Genomic DNA, 18140 nt, shown 5'->3' on the forward strand with positions numbered 1-18140 from the left:
CCCCTTGGCACGCTTTGGTGCTTCAGATGGATTTCCCCTGAAGCTCCAGCTCCAGGCGCTCCACCGCCCGTATTAAGGTCGGCCGGTACGGATGTATAGAGAGCGCCTCGCGGTAGGCGTCGAGTGCCGCATCGTCGTTGCCGGTTTCCTCAAGGATACGGCCCAGCCCGGACAACGCCCCGAAGTGACGCGGCTCAAGTTCCAGCGTGCGCGCGATGTCCGCCAGCGCCGGTCCGACGAGCCCGGCCTGGTAATACGCCGTCGCCCGGGCGTTCCAGCCCTCGGCGAACTCCGGCGCGTTCTCGACCAGCGCGGTGAAATGCTCGATGGCTTCGTCGAAAGCTTCTTCGCCCATCGCCTCGCGGCCGCGTTGCAGGAGCAGGTCCATCGCCGGCGAGCCAGATTCGGACCATTCCGACCAGATCTTGTTCTCGATCTGCTCCCAGCTGGTCTCATCCGCCTCCTCGAGCGAGTCGAACAGTTCATCGAGCCGCTCCTCGTCCACGGCATGGGCCGGACCGGCGAGGAGCAGCAAAAGGGCAATCATGCGTGTCATGCCCCCAATCTAACGCGCCATGCCATGCCCTGCCATCACCATCGCGCGACCGCGCCCCACCGGCGGCGTGAGGCAAGGCCGCGACCACTTCCCGCACGTCACTCCGCGCAATCCCCGGTTTCCCGGCCCCCCGCCCCCTGCTAACCTGCCGTTGACGTTAACTCGGGCGTGGCCCGGAACCCGGAGGACATGAAGGTGAGCGACGTGATCGACGCGGCTGTGACCGCGCTGAACGAAAAGATGGAAGGCCAGAGTTTCGACTCCACGGCGAAATTCGTGATCGAAGGCGAAGGCGCCGTCATCGTCGACGGCGACGGCGCCCACGCGGGCGACGAAGAGACGGACGTGACCCTCACCGCCTCGCAGGAAACCTTCGAGGCGATGATGTCGGGCGATCTCAACCCCACGTCCGCCTTCATGGGCGGCAAGCTCGCCGTGGATGGCGATATGGGCACGGCGATGAAGCTGGGCGCCATCCTCGCCTGATGGACAAGGCGCCGCTCTTCGACGACATCGCACAAGGCCCAGCGAACGGGTCCGCCTGGTGGCTCACCTGTTCGGACGGGGTGAAGATCCGTATGGGCCACTGGCCTGCGACGGGATCGGCTCCGGCCCGGGGAACGGTGCTCCTGTTCCCCGGCCGCACCGAATATGTCGAGAAGTACGGACCTGCCGCTGCGGAGTTCACTGGCGCGGGCTACGACATGATCTCGATCGACTGGCGCGGCCAGGGCATCGCAGATCGTGTCGCGCCCGACCGGCTTCTGGGCCACGTCGATGAGTTTGACCACTATCAGGCCGACCTCGCCGCCGTCATGGAGGCCGTGCGCGAGCTCGACCTGCCGAAACCTTACTACCTGATCGGGCACTCGATGGGCGGCTGCATCGGCCTGCGCGCGTTGCATGAAGGTCTGCCCGTGAACGCGGCGGTCTTTTCCGCCCCGATGTGGGGAATCGGCATGTCGCTCATGCTGCGCCCGATTGCCTGGTCTTTGTCATGGTTCACCCATTCCTACGGCAACGGCACACGCCTTGCCCCCGCGACCAAACGCGAGGGGTATGTCCAGATTTCGCCGTTTGAGGACAATCAGCTCACCCGCGACCCCGAGATGTGGGACTTCATGGTGCGCCAGCTCAAGGCCCAGCCGGACCTCGCCCTCGGCGGGCCTTCGGTCACATGGCTCTACCACGCCTTGCGCGAGACCGCCGAACTGGAGCGTATGGCGCCGCCGACGACGCCCACGCTGACTTTCCTCGGTACGAACGAACGCATCGTGGCGACCCCGCCGGTTCACAAGATCATGGGGGGCTGGACGAACGGCACTCTGGTCATGGTCAAGGACGCCGAGCACGAGATCATGATGGAAGTGCCCGAGAGCCGCACGATGTTCTTCAAACGCACGGTCGAGCACTTCTCGGCCCATCCTTGAGCCTTTCCGGTCTCGAAATATCCCGGGGGAGCGCGAGGGGGCAGCGCCCCCTCGCCCGGATCGCCGCGGGCGTCAGCCCGCGGCGAAAGGCTAGTGCGCCGGCTTGATGAAGGTCCCGTTGCGTAAGTCCTTCATCGCCTGCTGAAGCTCGGCGGGTGTGTTCATGACAATCGGCCCGTGCCAGGCCACCGGCTCCTCGATCGGCGCACCGGAGATCAGGAGGAAGCGCACGCCCTCCTCGCCAGCCTGCACCGTCACTTCGTCGCCGCTGCCGAAGCGCACGACGGTCCGGTTGCCGGACATGTCGCGGATGTTGACCTCCTGCCCCATCACTTCCTTTTCCAGCAGCACGCCGGACGGACGCGAGGCATCGGCAAAGGCCGCGGCCCCCTGGAACACATAGGCAAAGGCCCGGCGATAGGTGTCGATCCTGAACGTCTTTTTCACGCCCGCCGGGATGGTTACGTCAAGGTATTGCGGATCGGCGGCGATCCCGTCCACCGGGCCAGTCTTGCCCCAGAACTCGCCCGCGACGACGCGCACGATCGTTCCGTCGTCATCCACGACTTCGGGAATCTCCATCGACGGGATGTCCTGATAACGCGGGTCGGTCATCTTGAGCGAGGACGGCAGGTTTCCCCACAGCTGGAACCCGTGCATCTGGCCCTTGGCGTTTCCGGTCGGCATCTCCTGGTGCATGATGCCGGATCCGGCGGTCATCCACTGAATGTCGCCCGCGCCGAGCGTGCCGGCATTGCCGAGGCTGTCGCCATGTTCGACGGTGCCTTCGAGCACATAGGTGATCGTCTCGATCCCCCGGTGCGGGTGCCACGGAAAGCCATTGATGTAATCCTCCGGCACTTCGCCGCGGAAATCGTCGAACAGCAGGAAGGGATCATGCGCCTTCGGGTCGTGAAACCCGAAACCGCGGTGAAGTTTGACGCCTGCGCCCTCCAGTGTGGGCTGCGCCTGAGTTTGGGATACGACGGGTCGAATGGACATGACAGTCTCCTTTCGACCGATAGATAGGCGGAGGCCGGCCCCCGCACAATCGCACCCCTCCCCCTGATCCGGCGCAGCATCTGTGCGACGGCGCACAAACTGGCTGTTAGGGACAGCCCGATACGCCGGTCCAGCACAGCTGCGGTCCGAAGCGCGGCTCCGTAAAGACGGTGTCGATGAAGGTGTTGCTCTTCATGAACCCCCAGCCGCTGTCATAGCCCGGCTGCGCATTGGTCTTGAGCATCGGCGGAATGAACGGCGCGGTGTAGTTCACGCTCGTCTCCACCATGATGACGCGCTCGCCATAGCCGATGAGCGGGACCTTGTCGCGCAGCGCGTTGTTCACGTCGTCCGTCGAATAGGTGTCCTGCCCGCTGGTGGCGCGCGACCAGTCGCTGAAAAGCTCCCGGTTGTCATTACTCTCGCAATCGCTGGTGCAATAAATCTGCGTCACGCGGATCCACGTCGCGCTGTCGCCCTGCGTGAGGTATTTATAGACCTCCGCCACCCCCGCCAGATAGGTCGGATTGATCGAAGCCGTCTCCCGCGACAACAGGTCCGAGATCGCGTAGTTGCCCTTGAGCGCGATGTTGCGCGCCCGGAACACGTCGAAGATCGTGTAAACGGACAGGAATCCCCAGATCAGCAACGGCAGGATCAGGATCAGCTCGACCGAGAGCGAGGCGCTCTCGTCGCGCAGAAACCGGCGGAACGGATCGTTGGCGGTGTTCATGCTGCGGCCCCTCATGGTTCGTTCACGAAGGAAGAGGCCGCGACCACGGCGTACTGCCCTGCCCCGTCGACCGGCACGAGGTCGAGGATCCACGGCGACGGTGCAAAGAACGGGTCCACCTTCGCGCAGGCGCGCACGAGCATCACGTCGTTCGCGATGCCGAACGCCACGTTCGTTGCAGGCTGGATGTTCGCGCTCTTGTCCAGACACGCGATCTGCCCGGACGGGATGACCCAGGTGTCCGTCGAAATCGGCGTAAGCTCGATTAACATCGAGGTGCTGCAATTGGCCAGGATCGGCGCGCGGTCGCACAGGCGGGTCTTGAGCTCATCCGGAGTCGGCGGCGAGATAAGGCCCAGCCGAAGCTCGCGCACCGTGGTATCCAGCGACTTGTCGAGCATGACCGAGCGCAGAAGCAGCACGGACATCTCGAATGACGACAGAAAGAGCGTCATCAGCGCGGGGAACAGGATGACGAACTCGACCGTGGCCGTACCGTCTTCCCGTCTGATTGCCTGTCTTATTCTTTTTATTAGTCCTGCCCGGGGTTTCATGTCAGTAAACGAGCCTCAATTTTGAGATTTCGCGCGCGATGGCCGCGAAGGCCGCGGAAATGTCGAGACCATTGACGTCGAAGTAGTAGGAGTCGGCCGAGGCACAGTTGCGCATGATCGTGTCCTGGCTGTCGTCCACTTCGAAACCGATGGTGAAGACGACCATCCCCTCGCTCTTGGCGGCGGTGCAGATGTCGTCGAGTTGGTCGTTCTTGTCGTAGTAGTCGAAGCTGTCGGCCGCATCGGGCAGGAAGTTCCACTGGTCGTACCAGTCGGTCGTCTTCTCCTGCCACAAGGCGGCGAAGGTGAACTCGCTCGCGCCGGTGCCTTCGTTGACCGTGTCGCATTCCTCGACCCAGTCGTACTGCCACCACCAGCTGCCGTAGTAGTCCTTGACCCAGTTACACTCCTCATAGACCCCTTCACCGAAGGGGTGGTCGAGCCATTCGCCGCCATTGATCCACCAGTAACGGTCGTTGGCGGGATCATAGACCGACCAGTCGTTGGACGAGTCCGCCTTGAACACGCCCGACGGGCCGCCGTGGTAACCTTCGCGCAGGTAATCCTGCGATGTGTTGGCCCCGTCCGACATGAGCACCACGACCTTCTCGATGCCGCGGCGGCTGTAGTCGAAGGGGCGGCCCTCGAAGTCGCTGTGGATGTCGCCGTCCGCGATCAGTCCGCTGATGGCCGGCTGTGCGGCAGGGTCCAGCAGGGCCGTGCCCCACTTCATCCCGAGGTCGATCGAGGTGTTGCCGCTCGCATAAAGGCTGTCGATCTTGGTGCGAATGCTGTCGGCCGTCCGCCCGAAGGGGAATATCTCGCGCCACCGGTCGTTCGTCGAGCCGGAATAGTCGTTGTAACAGGGCGAATAGCTGTCGGGACGCGGGTCTTCGTCATCATCACGCTGCGGGTCGAAATAGCCGGTAAGCTGGATCGGATCGCCGAAGTACGACGGAAGCGGACGACCGTTGGTCGCGAAGTCGTCGGCCGAGAACGCCTGAACCGGCACGGTCAGGAAGTCGTCCTCATAGAAGGTGATGCAGTTGCTTTCGGTGTGCTCGGCCGTGTGGTTGAAATAGGACAGCAGGTCGTAGCCCAGAAGCACCTGTTCGGCGTAGGGCACGATGGAGATCGAAATGTCACCCTCACTCATCGAACAGTTCTGCGTTTCCGTCGGATCGGAGGGATCGCACAGCATCAGGTTAACAAACTGCTTGGCCGCCTTCTTGAGCTCATAAAGCTTGGAGTAGCCGGAGTAGGACGAGTTGCCCATCGACCCGGAAACGTCGAGCACCATCGACACCTCGGTCAACGACACCGCTTCTTCCGCAGCTCCGCTCGCCGGCAGGCGCATGTCGTACATTTCCATGAGCCGCAGGAAGGTGGTGTTGATACTCAGGTCGAGGTTCGCCTCGACCCGTCGCTCCGTATAGACGCGCACGGTGTCGCCACCGACGTTCTTCTCGACGTAGGATTCCGTGATGGTGAGGTCGTCGGCGGAAATGATATGGCCCAGCCCCGCCTTGGCGAAATAGTCCAGAACGACTTCCTGCGAGCCGAGCGGCTGATCCAGCGACGCCGCCGCCAGCACGGCCCGGTCGAGCGTGTTCTGCACATGCACCCGGTGGGTCTCGTACCGCATCGTGTCCACGGCAAGTCCGCCCGCCAGACACATCATCATGAAGATCGCGAGACCGAAGATGATGAAGGCCCCGCTTTCCTCGCGCGCAAAACTCTGCCCGTTCTCCTCCTCGGAGCGGGTGGCCATCGGTTCGTCCGGACGTTGATCCAACATCGTCTCGTCTCCCGCGCAAATGCGCATTGTCCGTGCAGCACACACGGAGTTCTCCTTGGTCCAAAGAGATGAGAACCGAGGCGGAATTAGGGCAAATGTTTGATATTTGATACTCATTGGCGCCCTGGACGCACTGATCCCGGCTCTGGCCCGCACTTTGATTCCGTCGTCGCGACAATCCGCCACAAAAACACCGTTGCCGTTACTGAAACATAACCACGCCGGGACCGCAGCGCGCGGGGGTGTTGTGGGCCCGCCGCGCGCGCCCTATGTCTTGGGAAACACCGTGAGAGGAGAGATCATGCACATGCCCACCCCCCGCCCCCGGTTCGATGCCGCGACCGACACGAAAGGTTCCGGAGGCGAGTTGGGCAATCTGCCGGACTGGGACCTGAGCGATCTCTACACCGCCCCCGACGCGCCCGAGGTCTCGGCTGACCTCGACCGGCTGAAAGATCTTTGCGCCGATTTCGCCGCGACTTACGAAGGCAAGCTCGCGGATCTCGACGCTGCGGGTCTGCTCACCTGCGTTCAGGCGCACGAGGAGATCGACCGCATCGCGGGGCGGCTCATGTCCTACGCGGGCCTGCGCTACTATCAGGTAACGACAGACGGCGAGCGCGCGCAATTCCTGCAAAACTGCCAGGAAAAGCTCACCGACTACACTACGCCGCTCGTCTTCTTCTCGCTCGAGATCAACCGCATCCCCGACGATAAGCTCGACGCGCTGTTCGACCAGAACGCCGACCTCGCCCGCTACAAGCCCGTCTTTGACCGCCTGCGCGCGATGCGGCCCTACCAGCTGTCGGACGAGCTGGAGAAGTTCCTCCATGACCAGTCCGCAGTGGGCTCAGCCGCTTGGAACAAGCTCTTCGACGAGACGATGGCCCGCCTCACCTTTTCGCCCGAGGGCGAAGACGAAGACATGTCGCTCGAGGCCACGCTGAACCTGCTGTCCGAACAGAAACGCTCCCGCCGCGAAGCCGCATCGCGCGAGCTCGCCCGCGTCTTCGGCGAGAACCTTTCCCTCTTCGCCCGCGTCCACAACACGCTCGCGAAAGAGAAGGAGATCGAGGATCGCTGGCGCCAGATGCCCTCGGCCCAGACCGCGCGCCACCTGTCGAACCACGTCGAACCCGAGGTGGTCGAGGCCCTGCGCAACGCAGTTGTTGATGCCTACCCGAAGCTGTCGCACCGCTACTACAAGCTCAAAGCCAAGTGGCTGGGGCTCGAGACGATGGAGGTCTGGGACCGCAACGCGCCACTCCCGATGGAGGAAGAGCGCGTCATCGACTGGCCGAACGCGCGCGAGATGGTGCTGTCGGCCTATGCCGGTTTCGACCCCGAAATGGCGGCCATCGCCGAGCCGTTCTTCGATCGCGGCTGGATCGACGCGGGCGTGAAACCCGGCAAGGCGCCCGGCGCCTTCGCCCATCCGACCGTGACGGATGTCCACCCCTATGTGCTCCTGAACTACCTCGGAAAACCGCGCGACGTGATGACGCTGGCGCACGAACTGGGCCACGGCGTCCATCAGGTGCTCGCCGCCGATCAGGGTGAACTTCTGGCCGACACGCCGCTCACCCTCGCGGAAACCGCCTCGGTGTTCGGCGAGATGCTCACCTTCCGCAAACTGCTCGCCGAGGCCCCGGACGCGGCACAGAAAAAGGTGCTGCTCGCGGGCAAGGTCGAGGACATGATCAACACGGTCGTGCGCCAGATCGCCTTCTACGACTTCGAGTGCAAACTGCACGAAGCCCGGCGCACACAGGGCGAACTCACCACCGACCAGATCAACGAGCTGTGGATGAGCGTGCAGGGCGAAAGCCTGGGCCCCGCATTCAACTTCATGGACGGGTATGAGACCTTCTGGTCCTACATCCCCCACTTCGTCCACTCGCCGTTCTATGTCTACGCCTACGCCTTCGGCGACGGCCTCGTGAACGCGCTCTATGCCGTGTACGAAGAGGGCGACCCGGACTTCCAGAAGAAGTATTTCGAGATGCTGAAAGCAGGCGGGTCCAAGCACCACTCGGAACTCCTGAAACCCTTCGGCCTGGATGCCTCCGACCCGAAATTCTGGGACAAGGGCCTCTCCATGATCTCAAGCTTCATCGACGAACTGGAAGCGATGGAAGACTGACTTTCGCCGCGGGCTTATGCCCGCGTCGACCCGTTGGAGGGGGCTGCCTGCCCCCTCCAAACCTCCCCCGGGGATATTTCTCGACCGGAAAATGGAAAGAGCCGCGCCGGTCTTTCCGGTCCGGAAATATCCTGCAGGGGGTCCGGGGGATGCAAAATCCCCCGGCGCGCGCGGGCAGCGCGGCGCCTATTTCAACTGGCTGTCCTTCGAACCGCGCCGGTTGATGCCGGGCCGCGCGCGAAAGGCCGCATCGCGCTCTTCCTGGCAATCGATGCAGATTTTCACACCGGGTACGGCCTGCCGCCGCGCTTCGGGAATGTCCTCACCGCATTCGGCACACTCCCGCAGGCTCTCGCCCACCGGCGCCTGTCGCGCACGCAGCCGTTCCAGCTCTTCGGAGATCGACGCGTCGATCTGTTCGTTCACCGCTCCGTCGCGGCTCCACCCACCGGCCATGCGCTTCCCTTTCGTAAGGTCTGTTCACCCGAGATAAGCTGTCATACCGTCCGATCAACAAGGAGGAGGCTATCGTGCGCGTCATCAAGTGGATTTTGGGCCTGGCCCTCGCGGCGGTGCTCCTCGGCCTCGCCGGTTTTCTCATCTTCGCACCGGGCATCGCGGAACGGCGCATGAACGTGGTCAAGACGCATGAGTCCTACCCCGTTTCGTCCGAGGCTGCGGCGTTTCATGACAGCCTCGTCGTTGGTGACTGGCACGCCGACACGCTGTTGTGGAAACGCGACCCGCTGAAGAAGTCCGACCGGGGCCACGTCGACCTCCCTCGGCTGATCGAAGGCAACGTGACGCTTCAGGTCTTCACCGCCGTCACCAAGTCGCCATCGGGCCTCAACTACGAGGAAAACTCGGCCGAGGCCTTCGACAACATCACTCTTCTGGCCGTGGGCCAGCTCTGGCCGCCCCGCACCTGGACGAGCCTCCTGGAACGCGCGCTTTTTCAGGCCGAGCGCCTGCGTGACGCCGTGGCCCGCTCCAACGGACGTCTCCGCCTCATCCGCACCGAAGGCGACCTCGACGCGGTCCTCGCCCTCGATGCTTCCGGCGAGAACGTGGTGGGCGGCATACTCGGCATCGAGGGCGCCCACCCGCTCGAAGGAGACATCGCCAATCTCGACCGGCTGGAGGCAGCCGGATACCGGCTCGTCGGGCTTCAGCACTTCTTCGACAACGAACTCGGCGGCTCGCTCCACGGCGCCGGAAACCACGGGCTGACCGACTTCGGACGGCAGGTGGTGGCCGAGGTCGCCGCGCGCGGGATGGTGCTCGACCTCGCGCATTCCAGCGCGCAGGTCGCGCGTGACGTGCTCGACATGACCGACATCCCGCTCATCGTGAGCCATACCGGCGTCTTTTCTCACTGCGAGACGACCCGCAATTTCCCCGATGACCTGATGGTCGACATTGCCGAAACCGGCGGGCTGATCGGCATCGGATACTGGGAGGATGTCACCTGCGACGACAGCCCGGCGGGCGTGGCGCAGACCATCAAGGCGGCCGTCGAACTTTTGGGCGACGATCACGTCGCCCTCGGCTCCGACTACGACGGCACCGTCACCACGGCCTTCGACACGGCAGAACTCGCCTCGCTCACGCAGGCCATGCTGGACGTCGGCCTCACCGAGGCGCAGATCCGCAAGGTGTCGGGCGAGAACATGATCCGGGTGCTGCGCGACCGCCTGAACTGACCCCGGCGCGACGCGAAAACGGCGTCACCCGCGGCCATCGCGGCGACCTGCCGAAGGCAGGGCGGCGCAAACCCTGCGCGGGCGTCAGCCCGCACCGTTTGGCAGCGCCTCAGTCCGGGATGCCCCAGCGGTCGAAGGGGAACGGGCGATCCTCGGTGGTGCCGGTGATGAACAATGTAGCCCGCGCCATCCAATCAGCCAGATCCTCGCCGAACTCCGCGATATAGTGGTTCTTTTCACGCCCGAAGAGCATCCAGAAGAACTGAATCAATCCGGCGATGATGACCAGCCCCCGCGCCACCCAGAGCGCAATGACGAAAAGCACCATCCACAGCCCGCGCAGCCAGATGTTCTCCGGCACGCTGTCATCCTCATATCCCGGTTCCTTCAGAACCGTCGGATCGGTGTCGTCTTCGGGTCCGTCGTCTGTCGTCGCCATCCTGTGCTCTCCCAAGCTGTCCTTACCAACTGATATCCGAAGCGGACGCGAATACCATATCCATCATCGCCTGCGTGCCCCGGCTCATCTCGAGCGGCATGGGATATGCCGCGCCGTCTCGCACCGATGCCGCGAAATTCTCCACTTGCAGAACATAATGATTCACCGCCGGAAAACGCTCCCGCGTCACCGTGCCGTCCGCCGCCCGCAGAACAATCTGCGCCTCGCCGAAAAGCCCCGCGTTGAACGGTGATGTGAGCGTGAGCGTCGCGCCATCCCCGTGAAAGGTCACATGCTGGCGCGGCGCAAGCCGGGTGGAGGTCATGGCGCAATAGGTGAACCGCCCCAGCGGCCCCTCCATCACCCCATCCGCCTGCGCCCATGTATCCACCCCGTTCTCGGTCCGGACCCGTGCAGCCAGCGTCAGCGGTTCCGCACCGGTCGCATAGCGCACCGAGCCATAGGCATAGACCCCGATGTCACGGATGCCCCCGCCCCCGGTTTCCGGCTTGTTGCGGATGTTGTCCATGTTGGCATTATGAAAGGAAAACGCCACATCCGCATGGCCCAACGTGCCCACCGCACCCTCGGCAAGGAGCGCCTTCGCCCGCTGCCATTGGGGGTGATGCACGATCATGAACGCCTCGGCCACCACCAGCCCGCTCTCGTCGCGCGCCGCGATCAGCGCGTCGATCTCGCCGGCTTCGAGCGCGATGGGTTTCTCGCACAACACATGCTTGCCCGCCGCCACGGCCTTCAATGTCCAGTCGACGTGCAGGTGATTGGGAAGCGGAATGTAGACCGCGTCGATCGCGTCCGAGGCGAGCAGCGCGTCGTAGTCGTCGAACACCGTGATCTGGTCGTTGATCGCCCGGAACCGCTCGGCCTTCGCATCAGATGAGGACGCCAGCGCCGCGAGCCGGTTGCCACGCGCGGCGTGGATCGCCGGTGCCATGTGTTCCGCCGCGAAATTCGCGGCCCCCAGAATACCCCAGCGCAATGCGTCGGCCATCGTCCCCTCCGTCAACAAAAAAGCCCGGGCGCGACGGCCCGGGCGTCCTGTGTCACTGTTAGCGCGATCAGGCCGTTTCGGCCATGCCCTTCTCGGCGGCGAGCTCCTGCATCCGCTTCTGGAGCTTTTCGAAGGCCCGCACCTCGATCTGGCGGATGCGCTCCCGGCTCACGTCGTACTGGCCGGACAGGTCTTCGAGCGTCACCGTCTCGTCCGAGAGACGGCGCTGGGTGAGAATGTCCTTCTCGCGGTCGTTCAGCACGTCCATCGCGGCGGACAGCATTTCACGCCGGACCGTGAGTTCGTCGCGCTCTTCGTAATCGGTGGCCTGGTCGGCATCCTCGTCCTCGAGCCAGTCCTGCCACTGCATCGACCCTTCGCCGTCATTGCTGATCGTCGCATTGAGCGAAGCATCGCCCCCCGACATCCGCCGGTTCATCGAGATCACTTCGGCCTCGGTGACACTCAGATCGTGCGCAATCCGCGCGACGTTTTCCGGGCGCAGGTCGCCGTCCTCGAGCGCGCCGATACGGGCTTTCGCCTTGCGCAGGTTGAAGAACAGCTTCTTCTGCGCGCTGGTCGTGCCGAGCTTCACCAGCGACCATGACCGCAGGATGTATTCCTGGATCGAGGCGCGAATCCACCACATCGCATAGGTCGCGAGGCGGAAGCCCTTTTCAGGGTCGAAACGTTTCACAGCCTGCATCAGGCCCACGTTCGCCTCGGAGATGACCTCGGCCTGCGGGAGGCCGTAGCCGCGATACCCCATGGCGATCTTGGCCGCGAGGCGCAGGTGACTCGTCACAAGCCGGTGCGCCGCTTCGGTGTCCTGATGATCGACCCAGGATTTGGCCAGCATGTATTCCTCTTCCGGTTCCAGCATCGGGAATTTCCGGATTTCCTGGAGATAGCGGTTCAGACCGCCTTCCGGGGTGGGTGCCGGCAAAGTTTGATAATTGCTCATGTGCTCTGCATCTCTCCACTGTCGCGCCCCAATGTTTCGGGGATTAACATTCTATTTAGGGCGCGCATACCGCCGTTCAAGGGTAATGAACCCTCGAAAACTTAACGAAGTATGAACCCATCTCCGTCGTTTTGGCAGGGGGCTCACGCCTTTGTGCTGAGTATTTCAGTCAGGTTTACCGCCCAGCACCGCGATCAGACCTGCCATGTCATCGGGCAAACGCGCCTCAAAGCGCAGCTGTTCCTTTGTCACCGGGTGGGTGAATCCCAGTGTCGCAGCGTGGAGCGCCTGCCTGCCGAAATCCCGCACATGCTGGGCAGCGTCGCTTCCCAATGCGGTCTCAGAGGGTTTACGCCGCCCGCCATAGGTCGGATCACCCACGAGACCGTGACCGGCATGGGCCATATGCACGCGGATCTGGTGGGTGCGCCCCGTCTCGAGCCAGCAGTCCACCAGCGCAAGCGCGGCGGGCTGCCCGAATGTTTCAACGACGCGGGCGCGTGTCACAGCATGGCGCCCACCCGACCAGGTGACCGCCTGTTTTTGCCGGTCGGTCTTGTGGCGCGCGAGCTGGGTCGTGATCTTGACGATCCCCCCCTGCTCGAAGCTCACGCCCCGCACACCCTTGAGTCGCGGGTCCGCCAGATCCGGCACACCATAGACCAGCGCGCGGTAGTGCCGTTCGACCGTGTGTTTCTCGAACTGCGTGGCCAGCCCGTGGTGGGCCGCGTCAGACTTGGCGACCACCAGCAGCCCGGAGGTGTCCTTGTCGATCCGGTGTACGATGCCCGGCCGCTTCTCTCCCCCCACGCCCGACAGGTCATCGCCGCAATGGGCAAGCAGCGCATTGACCAGCGTGCCGGTGGGCGTGCCCGGTGCCGGATGCACGACCATCCCCGCGGGCTTGTTCACGACGATCAGGTCGTCATCCTCCCACACCACGTCGAGCGCGATCGCCTCGGGCAGCATGTGGCTCTCTTCGGCCTCGGGGACAGTGATCGTCACCACCTCCCCTTCCGCGACCTTGGCCTTTGCGTCGGTCACGACCTCGCCCGCCCGCGCGACCGCCCCTTCGGCGATCAGCTTGGCGATGCGCGAGCGTGAGAGGTTCGCTTCCTCTGGCACATCGCGCGCCAGTGCCTTATCAAGCCGGGCGGGCGGATTTGGCCCGATCTCGACAAGGACGGTGGCAGTGGACGACATGGACGAGGCTCCGATCCCCGGCGCGGATACCGGGCTTGTGCGCTACCTGAAATGGCTGGTGACGACGCTCACCGTGACCATGATTGCGGGCCTCATAATCCTGATCGCGCTGGTTGTCATGCGATTCAATGCCCAGGCGACAGTCGATTTTCCCGATGGCCTTGCCCTGCCCGAGGGCGTGAGCGCGGCTGCCGTGACGCGCGGGTCCGACTGGATTGCCGTGGTCACGACAGACGACCGCATCCTGATCTATGAGACGGACGGGCAAACGCTGCGGCAGGAAATCACGGTCGGCCCGTCAGACTAGGCTCAGGGGCGCGTGGCTGCGAAACCCCCGGCATAGATCGTGCGGGCATCGTTACCGTGGAACGCGCCCACTGTGCCGGAGGCGCCGACAAGTCCTTCGAGGTCTCCATCGACCCCGGCATAGACCACCGAACCGGTGACATTCTTGCCCGAAATCTCGCCGTCGACCCGGAGCGAACCGTCCTCGCCCGTCAGGGTGGCCGCATCGAAATCAGCGGTCAGCGTGATATTTCCGGAATCCGTGCCCGACACGCCCTGAAGGGTATCGTAGGCAATCTCGATCCCCGAGACCACTTCGACTTCGTAGTCCGCGAGGTAGACCGCCTGCCCGGTCGGCACGACGTCGCCCACGTTCGAGCCGTTGATGATCCCGCCGTAGGAAACGGCATATGCCCCATTCATCGCGGTGAAATAAGCCGCCCCGCCGACGGCTTTCTCGACCGAACCCTGACCGATGATGGCGTAGTTAGCGTCGAAAAAGACCGGAGTTGCGGCACCCGAGGCCGGGCTGAAAAACTTGGAGTTTGTCAGAATGTTCGACGCGCCGCAGCCGCCGAGCAGGAGCGCGGCAAGCGGCAGGGTGACAGCAGTCCGACGCAGCACGCCGCGCGGTTGAACGGTCCGGGCCATCACCTGTCCTGCCCCGCGAAACCGCCCGCATAGACCGTGCCGCCCGTGCTGCCGTGGAATGCGCCAAGCACACCATCCGCTCCGATCTCGCCGTCGAGCGCGCCCGCCACGCTGCGGAAACTCACCGCCCCGTTCAGGTCGTTCACGAGGATAAGCCCCGCGACATCGAGGTCACCGGAACTGCCCGTGAGGGTGCCGGCGTCGAAATCTGCCGTCAGCGTGATGAGTCCGCTGTCGATGAGCGTGTCAGCCGTCAGCGTGCTGCCGGACTTTTTCACGTTCGAAAGCTGCACCACGCGGTAGCTCGCGTCGTAGGTCGCGCCGCCTGTCGTGACCGTCGTGCCGGGAGCGGAGCCGAAGTTCACGGCGGCATAGCCCAACGCGCTGTCGCTGTCGGTCCCGACGAGGAAGGTCACGCCGCCGATGGCCGGGTCCGCGACGCTGGCAAGCTCGGCGTTGTTCAGCGCGGCGGCTTCGATGGCGAGGTCGGACGGGCTGCCCCGCGTCCAGAACGAAGACGTGAAGGCGCTCGACGCGGTGACCGCCGTGGTCGTTCCCGCAGTGGTGCCGGTCGTCGTCGTGCCTGTTGTGGTTCCGGTGGAGGTCGTCGTGGCGCAGGCCGAAAGTGCCAGTGCGCCCGCCATGACTACGCTGCTCATCAGCTTCATTTTTTTGCCCTTCTTAGCCCCTGCGAAAACGCTATGGGATCGCCACTTAGGGGGCAAGTCTCTTGCTGAGAAATGGGAGCGTCTGTCGCAACCGTATCACGGGTCAGGAATTCCGGCACGGCAGGAGGGATATGGTACCGACACCCCGGCTCGAACGGGGGACCTCTTGATCCACAATCAAGCGCTCTAACCTACTGAGCTATGTCGGCACTCGAGCGCCGTTTAGCGTTCTGCCCTGCGCTTTGCAAGAGGCCGGACTTGAAAATCCGCCCGCCCGCGCGTAACTCAGCCGCAGCGCTGAAGGAGCCGTCTCATGGGTATCGATTCCGAAACCGACCTCACTGCAAACCTGCAAATCGGTCCGACCACGCTCGGCATGGTGCGCATCTATGTCGAGGGGGACGGCATCGACATCCCGATGGATTTCGACCCCGAAGAAGCCATTGAGATCGCGGAAGAAATCCGGGCAGCAGCGATGCAGGCGAAAAAGATGGGCGAAAAGGGCTCTAAGCCGAAGGGTCCGAAAAAGCGCTGACGCCGGGGTCGCGGTAGCCCTGAAGCCGCCGCGCGGCGTCGCGGGCGAACTTGAGCGTCATCTTCTTGCGCCGGGCCGGGGCCAGTTTGCTCTCCGGCCCCATCCTGACCACTTCCGCGTCATAGGGATCGGCAAGGATCAGCCCGGTTTCGTCCGGCAGGAGATCGAGCGGGAAGTCCGCGTCCACCGCCCAGAAGAACCGGTCGCAGAACTCCAGATACCCCTGCCACTTGTGATCCGCCATGAAATCGGCGCGTGAGGATTTGCACTCGATCACCCAGATTTCCCCTTTGGGACCAACGGCATAGAGGTCGGTGCGCAGGCCGCGCGTCGGCACGAACTCCTCCACACAGGCAAAGTCGTACCGGCGCAGGTGCCGCGCCACGCCGCGGGCCAGCAGTTGGCCGGGTTGCATCAGGGTCTCATCCATGGCCCCAGATATGAACAATCCGTGAACATTCTGCAAGACGCCCCCACGAGATTGCCGCATCAAGCCCCTTGCACGAACCCGCCCCGAGGCCTACCTCTGTGCGTGGCGGTCTGCCCTTCTCGTCGGACGGGAACATTCCAGTGGCCTTAAGCAACTCCGAGGGAGCTGGCTCTGTCCGGACCCTGGTTCGGTTACCCGGCGCCCACCTGAATATCAGGTCCTCGGGAATGCGCTTCCCAGACGGTTGCAGGCGGTCCCGCCACTTCATAGGCTCCTTCCGGTAACACCGGGAGGAGCCTTATGTTTTCAAAGGACAATCTGCCGCACGAGCCCCTGCCCCTCCCCGACCGGTTCGACTGGGCGGACGACACGGCGCGCGCCCGGGTCACGGCCTTCTTCGATCTCATGGCCGCGCGCCATACCGTGCGCGATTTTTCCGACCGGCCCGTGCCGCGCGACATCATCGAAACCGCCGTTGCCACCGCCGGGCGCGCCCCGTCCGGGGCCAACCACCAGCCGTGGTTCTTTGCGGCCGTGCAGGATGCCGGCCTGAAAGCGCGGATCAGGGCCGAGGCTGAGGCAGAAGAGGAAAGATTTTATGAAGGCGGCGCGGGGGACGAGTGGCTGCGCGCGCTCGAACCGCTGGGCACCGACGCGGACAAGCCGCATCTGGAGGTCGCGCCCTGGCTCATCGTCATCTTCGCCCAGCGCTGGGGAGAATTCGACGACGGTTCACGGTTCAAGAATTACTATGTGCCGGAAAGCGTGGGGATCGCGACCGGCTTTCTCATCACGGCATTGCATCAGGCCGGGCTGAGCTGCCTCACCCATACGCCGAACCCGATGAAATTCCTCAACAGCGCATTGGGCCGCCCGGCGTCCGAGAAGCCCGTGATGATCCTCGCCGTCGGGCATCCGGCGGACAATGCCACGGTCCCCGCTGTCGCGAAGATCAAGAAGCCGCTGTCGGAAATCCTGAAGGTTTACTGACGCTTACGCGGCGCAGTTGCCGTCGCCTCGACCCGCGCCGGAATGTTCGTCGCGACCGGAATACGCTTGCCGCCGCGCGGCTCGTCATCGTCGCCCATCCGCATGACGGTAATGGCGAACTGCACGCCGGAGAAAACGATCCCGTTGCCCATGAAGAGCATGATGACCGCCATGACGCCCACGTCCGAGGTGGACACGAGGTGCCACAGGTTGCCCACGTTGGTCCACAGGAGCAGCGCCACGAATACGGCGGCGAGGCCGAAGCCGATCAGGACGTGACGGATATAGAGCGATATGAGCTTGGGCATGACAGCACCTCCTGCCTCAAACCTAGGGAACAGGGCGCAGAACGCCAATGGTCGGATTGTCGCATCGGCGGGCGCACGCCGGCTCAAACGGCCAGATGCGACGAGTCACACCCTGTACACATGCTGTACATACGCTGTGCATACGATTGTGCAGACAGGCGACAGGTTAACGCTCAGAACGCCTCGGGCCGGGCTTCGCGCGCCATGTGGTCGAGGACCGCGTTCGTGAACTTCGGCTCCTGCCCGTCCGGGAAGAACGCCTTGGCCACGTCGACGAATTCCACGATCACCACCTTGGGTGGGGTGTCGCCAAGGACGAGTTCGGCCCCGGCAGCGCGAAAGAGCGCGCGCAGGGTCGGGTCGATGCGCGCGATGGGCCACTTGGCCACCAGCGCGCGGTCGGTCATCTGGTCGATCCGGGCCTGACGTTCGACCGCTTCGTTGATGAGGGCGCGGAACAGGTCGACATTGCCCTCTTCGAACTCGCCCTCTTCATAGGTTGCCCCGAACCGGTGATCTTCGAACTCGCGGCGCACCCGCTCGACCCCCTGCCCGGCGGCCTCCATCTGGAACAGCGCCTGCACGGCATAGAGCCGCGACGCCGATTTCATCTGGCGCTTGAGCTCCGGCGTCATCTTCCGCTTCGGGCTCTCGGTCTTTTCAGGGGTCTCGTCGGTCATCTCGGCTCTCGCGCAAACTCAGGCCGCGTATCTAGGGCATGGTCCGGGCGGAGGAA

The 18140-nt window shown here is 63.9% G+C and carries 22 protein-coding genes and 1 tRNA gene; 7 read left to right on the forward strand and 16 right to left on the reverse strand.

The features are described 5' to 3' along the window. Positions 1-22 precede the first annotated feature (22 nt). Positions 23-556 (reverse strand): tetratricopeptide repeat protein, encoded by a 534-nt coding sequence (locus B2585_RS07075; RefSeq protein ID WP_292021430.1) that lies wholly within the window; start codon positions 554-556, stop codon positions 23-25. 195 nt (positions 557-751) lie between these two features. Between B2585_RS07075 and B2585_RS07080 the strand changes: the two genes are divergently transcribed. After that, the gene (locus B2585_RS07080) at positions 752-1042 is read left to right on the forward strand and encodes an SCP2 sterol-binding domain-containing protein (protein WP_292022761.1); all 291 of its coding nucleotides are present in this window, start codon (positions 752-754) and stop codon (positions 1040-1042) included. Continuing rightward, positions 1042-1986, forward strand: coding sequence for an alpha/beta fold hydrolase (locus B2585_RS07085; RefSeq protein ID WP_292021432.1), 945 nt, complete (start codon positions 1042-1044; stop codon positions 1984-1986). The genes B2585_RS07080 and B2585_RS07085 overlap by 1 nt, the downstream gene beginning before the upstream one ends. Positions 1987-2076: 90 nt before the next feature. Here B2585_RS07085 and B2585_RS07090 read toward each other — a convergent pair whose 3' ends face one another. The 4 genes from B2585_RS07090 to B2585_RS07105 all read right to left on the reverse strand — a co-directional run bounded on the left by B2585_RS07090 (position 2077) and on the right by B2585_RS07105 (position 6073). Then, entirely contained in the window at positions 2077-2988 is a 912-nt protein-coding gene (locus B2585_RS07090) for a pirin family protein (RefSeq protein WP_292021434.1), read from the reverse strand. A gap of 106 nt (positions 2989-3094) precedes the next feature. Further along, positions 3095-3721, reverse strand: coding sequence for a hypothetical protein (locus tag B2585_RS07095; protein ID WP_292021436.1), 627 nt, complete (start codon positions 3719-3721; stop codon positions 3095-3097). 11 nt (positions 3722-3732) lie between these two features. Further along, the gene (locus B2585_RS07100) at positions 3733-4275 is read right to left on the reverse strand and encodes a TadE/TadG family type IV pilus assembly protein (protein WP_292021437.1); all 543 of its coding nucleotides are present in this window, start codon (positions 4273-4275) and stop codon (positions 3733-3735) included. 1 nt (position 4276) lies between these two features. Next, entirely contained in the window at positions 4277-6073 is a 1797-nt protein-coding gene (locus B2585_RS07105; RefSeq protein ID WP_292021439.1) for a TadE/TadG family type IV pilus assembly protein, read from the reverse strand. 301 nt (positions 6074-6374) lie between these two features. Here B2585_RS07105 and B2585_RS07110 point away from each other — a divergent pair, with 301 nt between their 5' ends. After that, on the forward strand, positions 6375-8216 hold the full coding sequence (locus B2585_RS07110; RefSeq protein ID WP_292021440.1) for a M3 family oligoendopeptidase: 1842 nt from the start codon (positions 6375-6377) through the stop codon (positions 8214-8216). A gap of 186 nt (positions 8217-8402) precedes the next feature. Here the strand turns inward: B2585_RS07110 and B2585_RS07115 are convergent, their stop codons facing one another. Next, a complete protein-coding gene (locus tag B2585_RS07115; RefSeq protein ID WP_292021443.1) occupies positions 8403-8672 on the reverse strand; it encodes a DksA/TraR family C4-type zinc finger protein in 270 nt (89 codons plus the stop codon). Positions 8673-8743: 71 nt separating this feature from the next. Between B2585_RS07115 and B2585_RS07120 the strand changes: the two genes are divergently transcribed. Next, positions 8744-9919 (forward strand): dipeptidase, encoded by a 1176-nt coding sequence (locus tag B2585_RS07120; RefSeq protein WP_414674047.1) that lies wholly within the window; start codon positions 8744-8746, stop codon positions 9917-9919. A 109-nt stretch (positions 9920-10028) separates the two neighbouring features. Here B2585_RS07120 and B2585_RS07125 read toward each other — a convergent pair whose 3' ends face one another. The 4 genes from B2585_RS07125 to B2585_RS07140 all read right to left on the reverse strand — a co-directional run bounded on the left by B2585_RS07125 (position 10029) and on the right by B2585_RS07140 (position 13537). Next, entirely contained in the window at positions 10029-10358 is a 330-nt protein-coding gene (locus B2585_RS07125; protein ID WP_292021446.1) for a DUF4389 domain-containing protein, read from the reverse strand. Between the two features lie 22 nt (positions 10359-10380). Then, on the reverse strand, positions 10381-11370 hold the full coding sequence (locus B2585_RS07130; protein WP_292021448.1) for a Gfo/Idh/MocA family protein: 990 nt from the start codon (positions 11368-11370) through the stop codon (positions 10381-10383). A 67-nt stretch (positions 11371-11437) separates the two neighbouring features. Further along, positions 11438-12334 (reverse strand): RNA polymerase sigma factor RpoH, encoded by an 897-nt coding sequence (gene rpoH / locus B2585_RS07135; RefSeq protein ID WP_292021450.1) that lies wholly within the window; start codon positions 12332-12334, stop codon positions 11438-11440. 165 nt (positions 12335-12499) lie between these two features. Then, positions 12500-13537 carry an RluA family pseudouridine synthase gene (locus tag B2585_RS07140; RefSeq protein ID WP_292021452.1) on the reverse strand — a complete coding sequence of 346 codons (1038 nt, stop codon included), beginning with the start codon at positions 13535-13537 and terminating at the stop codon, positions 12500-12502. Between B2585_RS07140 and B2585_RS07145 the strand changes: the two genes are divergently transcribed. Next, on the forward strand, positions 13536-13844 hold the full coding sequence (locus B2585_RS07145) for a DUF6476 family protein (protein ID WP_292022763.1): 309 nt from the start codon (positions 13536-13538) through the stop codon (positions 13842-13844). The genes B2585_RS07140 and B2585_RS07145 overlap by 2 nt on opposite strands. A 2-nt stretch (positions 13845-13846) precedes the next feature. Here the strand turns inward: B2585_RS07145 and B2585_RS07150 are convergent, their stop codons facing one another. The 3 genes from B2585_RS07150 to B2585_RS07160 form a co-directional block, all read right to left on the reverse strand. Further along, the gene (locus tag B2585_RS07150; protein WP_292021454.1) at positions 13847-14473 is read right to left on the reverse strand and encodes a hypothetical protein; all 627 of its coding nucleotides are present in this window, start codon (positions 14471-14473) and stop codon (positions 13847-13849) included. Continuing rightward, positions 14473-15132 carry a hypothetical protein gene (locus tag B2585_RS07155; protein ID WP_292021455.1) on the reverse strand — a complete coding sequence of 220 codons (660 nt, stop codon included), beginning with the start codon at positions 15130-15132 and terminating at the stop codon, positions 14473-14475. Before B2585_RS07155 ends, B2585_RS07150 begins: the two co-directional genes overlap by 1 nt. 141 nt (positions 15133-15273) lie before the next feature. Then, positions 15274-15350 (reverse strand) — tRNA-His (locus tag B2585_RS07160). A gap of 104 nt (positions 15351-15454) precedes the next feature. Here B2585_RS07160 and B2585_RS07165 point away from each other — a divergent pair. Beyond that, positions 15455-15676, forward strand: a complete 222-nt coding sequence (locus B2585_RS07165) for a DUF6324 family protein (RefSeq protein ID WP_292021457.1) — start codon at positions 15455-15457, stop codon at positions 15674-15676. Here B2585_RS07165 and B2585_RS07170 read toward each other — a convergent pair. Continuing rightward, the gene (locus B2585_RS07170; RefSeq protein WP_292021459.1) at positions 15648-16106 is read right to left on the reverse strand and encodes an MmcB family DNA repair protein; all 459 of its coding nucleotides are present in this window, start codon (positions 16104-16106) and stop codon (positions 15648-15650) included. The genes B2585_RS07165 and B2585_RS07170 overlap by 29 nt on opposite strands. Positions 16107-16406: 300 nt before the next feature. On the opposite strand from B2585_RS07170, the gene B2585_RS07175 reads away from it, so the two are divergent. After that, positions 16407-17096, forward strand: a complete 690-nt coding sequence (locus tag B2585_RS07175) for a nitroreductase family protein (RefSeq protein ID WP_292021460.1) — start codon at positions 16407-16409, stop codon at positions 17094-17096. Here the strand turns inward: B2585_RS07175 and B2585_RS07180 are convergent. Both B2585_RS07180 and nusB read right to left on the reverse strand, forming a co-directional pair. Continuing rightward, entirely contained in the window at positions 17090-17404 is a 315-nt protein-coding gene (locus B2585_RS07180; RefSeq protein ID WP_292021462.1) for a hypothetical protein, read from the reverse strand. The two genes, B2585_RS07175 and B2585_RS07180, sit on opposite strands and share 7 nt — an antisense overlap. 173 nt (positions 17405-17577) lie before the next feature. Beyond that, positions 17578-18084: a transcription antitermination factor NusB gene (gene nusB / locus B2585_RS07185; RefSeq protein ID WP_292021464.1), complete on the reverse strand. Its 507-nt coding sequence runs from the start codon at positions 18082-18084 to the stop codon at positions 17578-17580. Positions 18085-18140 lie beyond the last annotated feature (56 nt).

It is taken from the genome of Maritimibacter sp. UBA3975 (assembly GCF_002384975.1).
Classification (GTDB): Bacteria; Pseudomonadota; Alphaproteobacteria; order Rhodobacterales; family Rhodobacteraceae; genus Maritimibacter.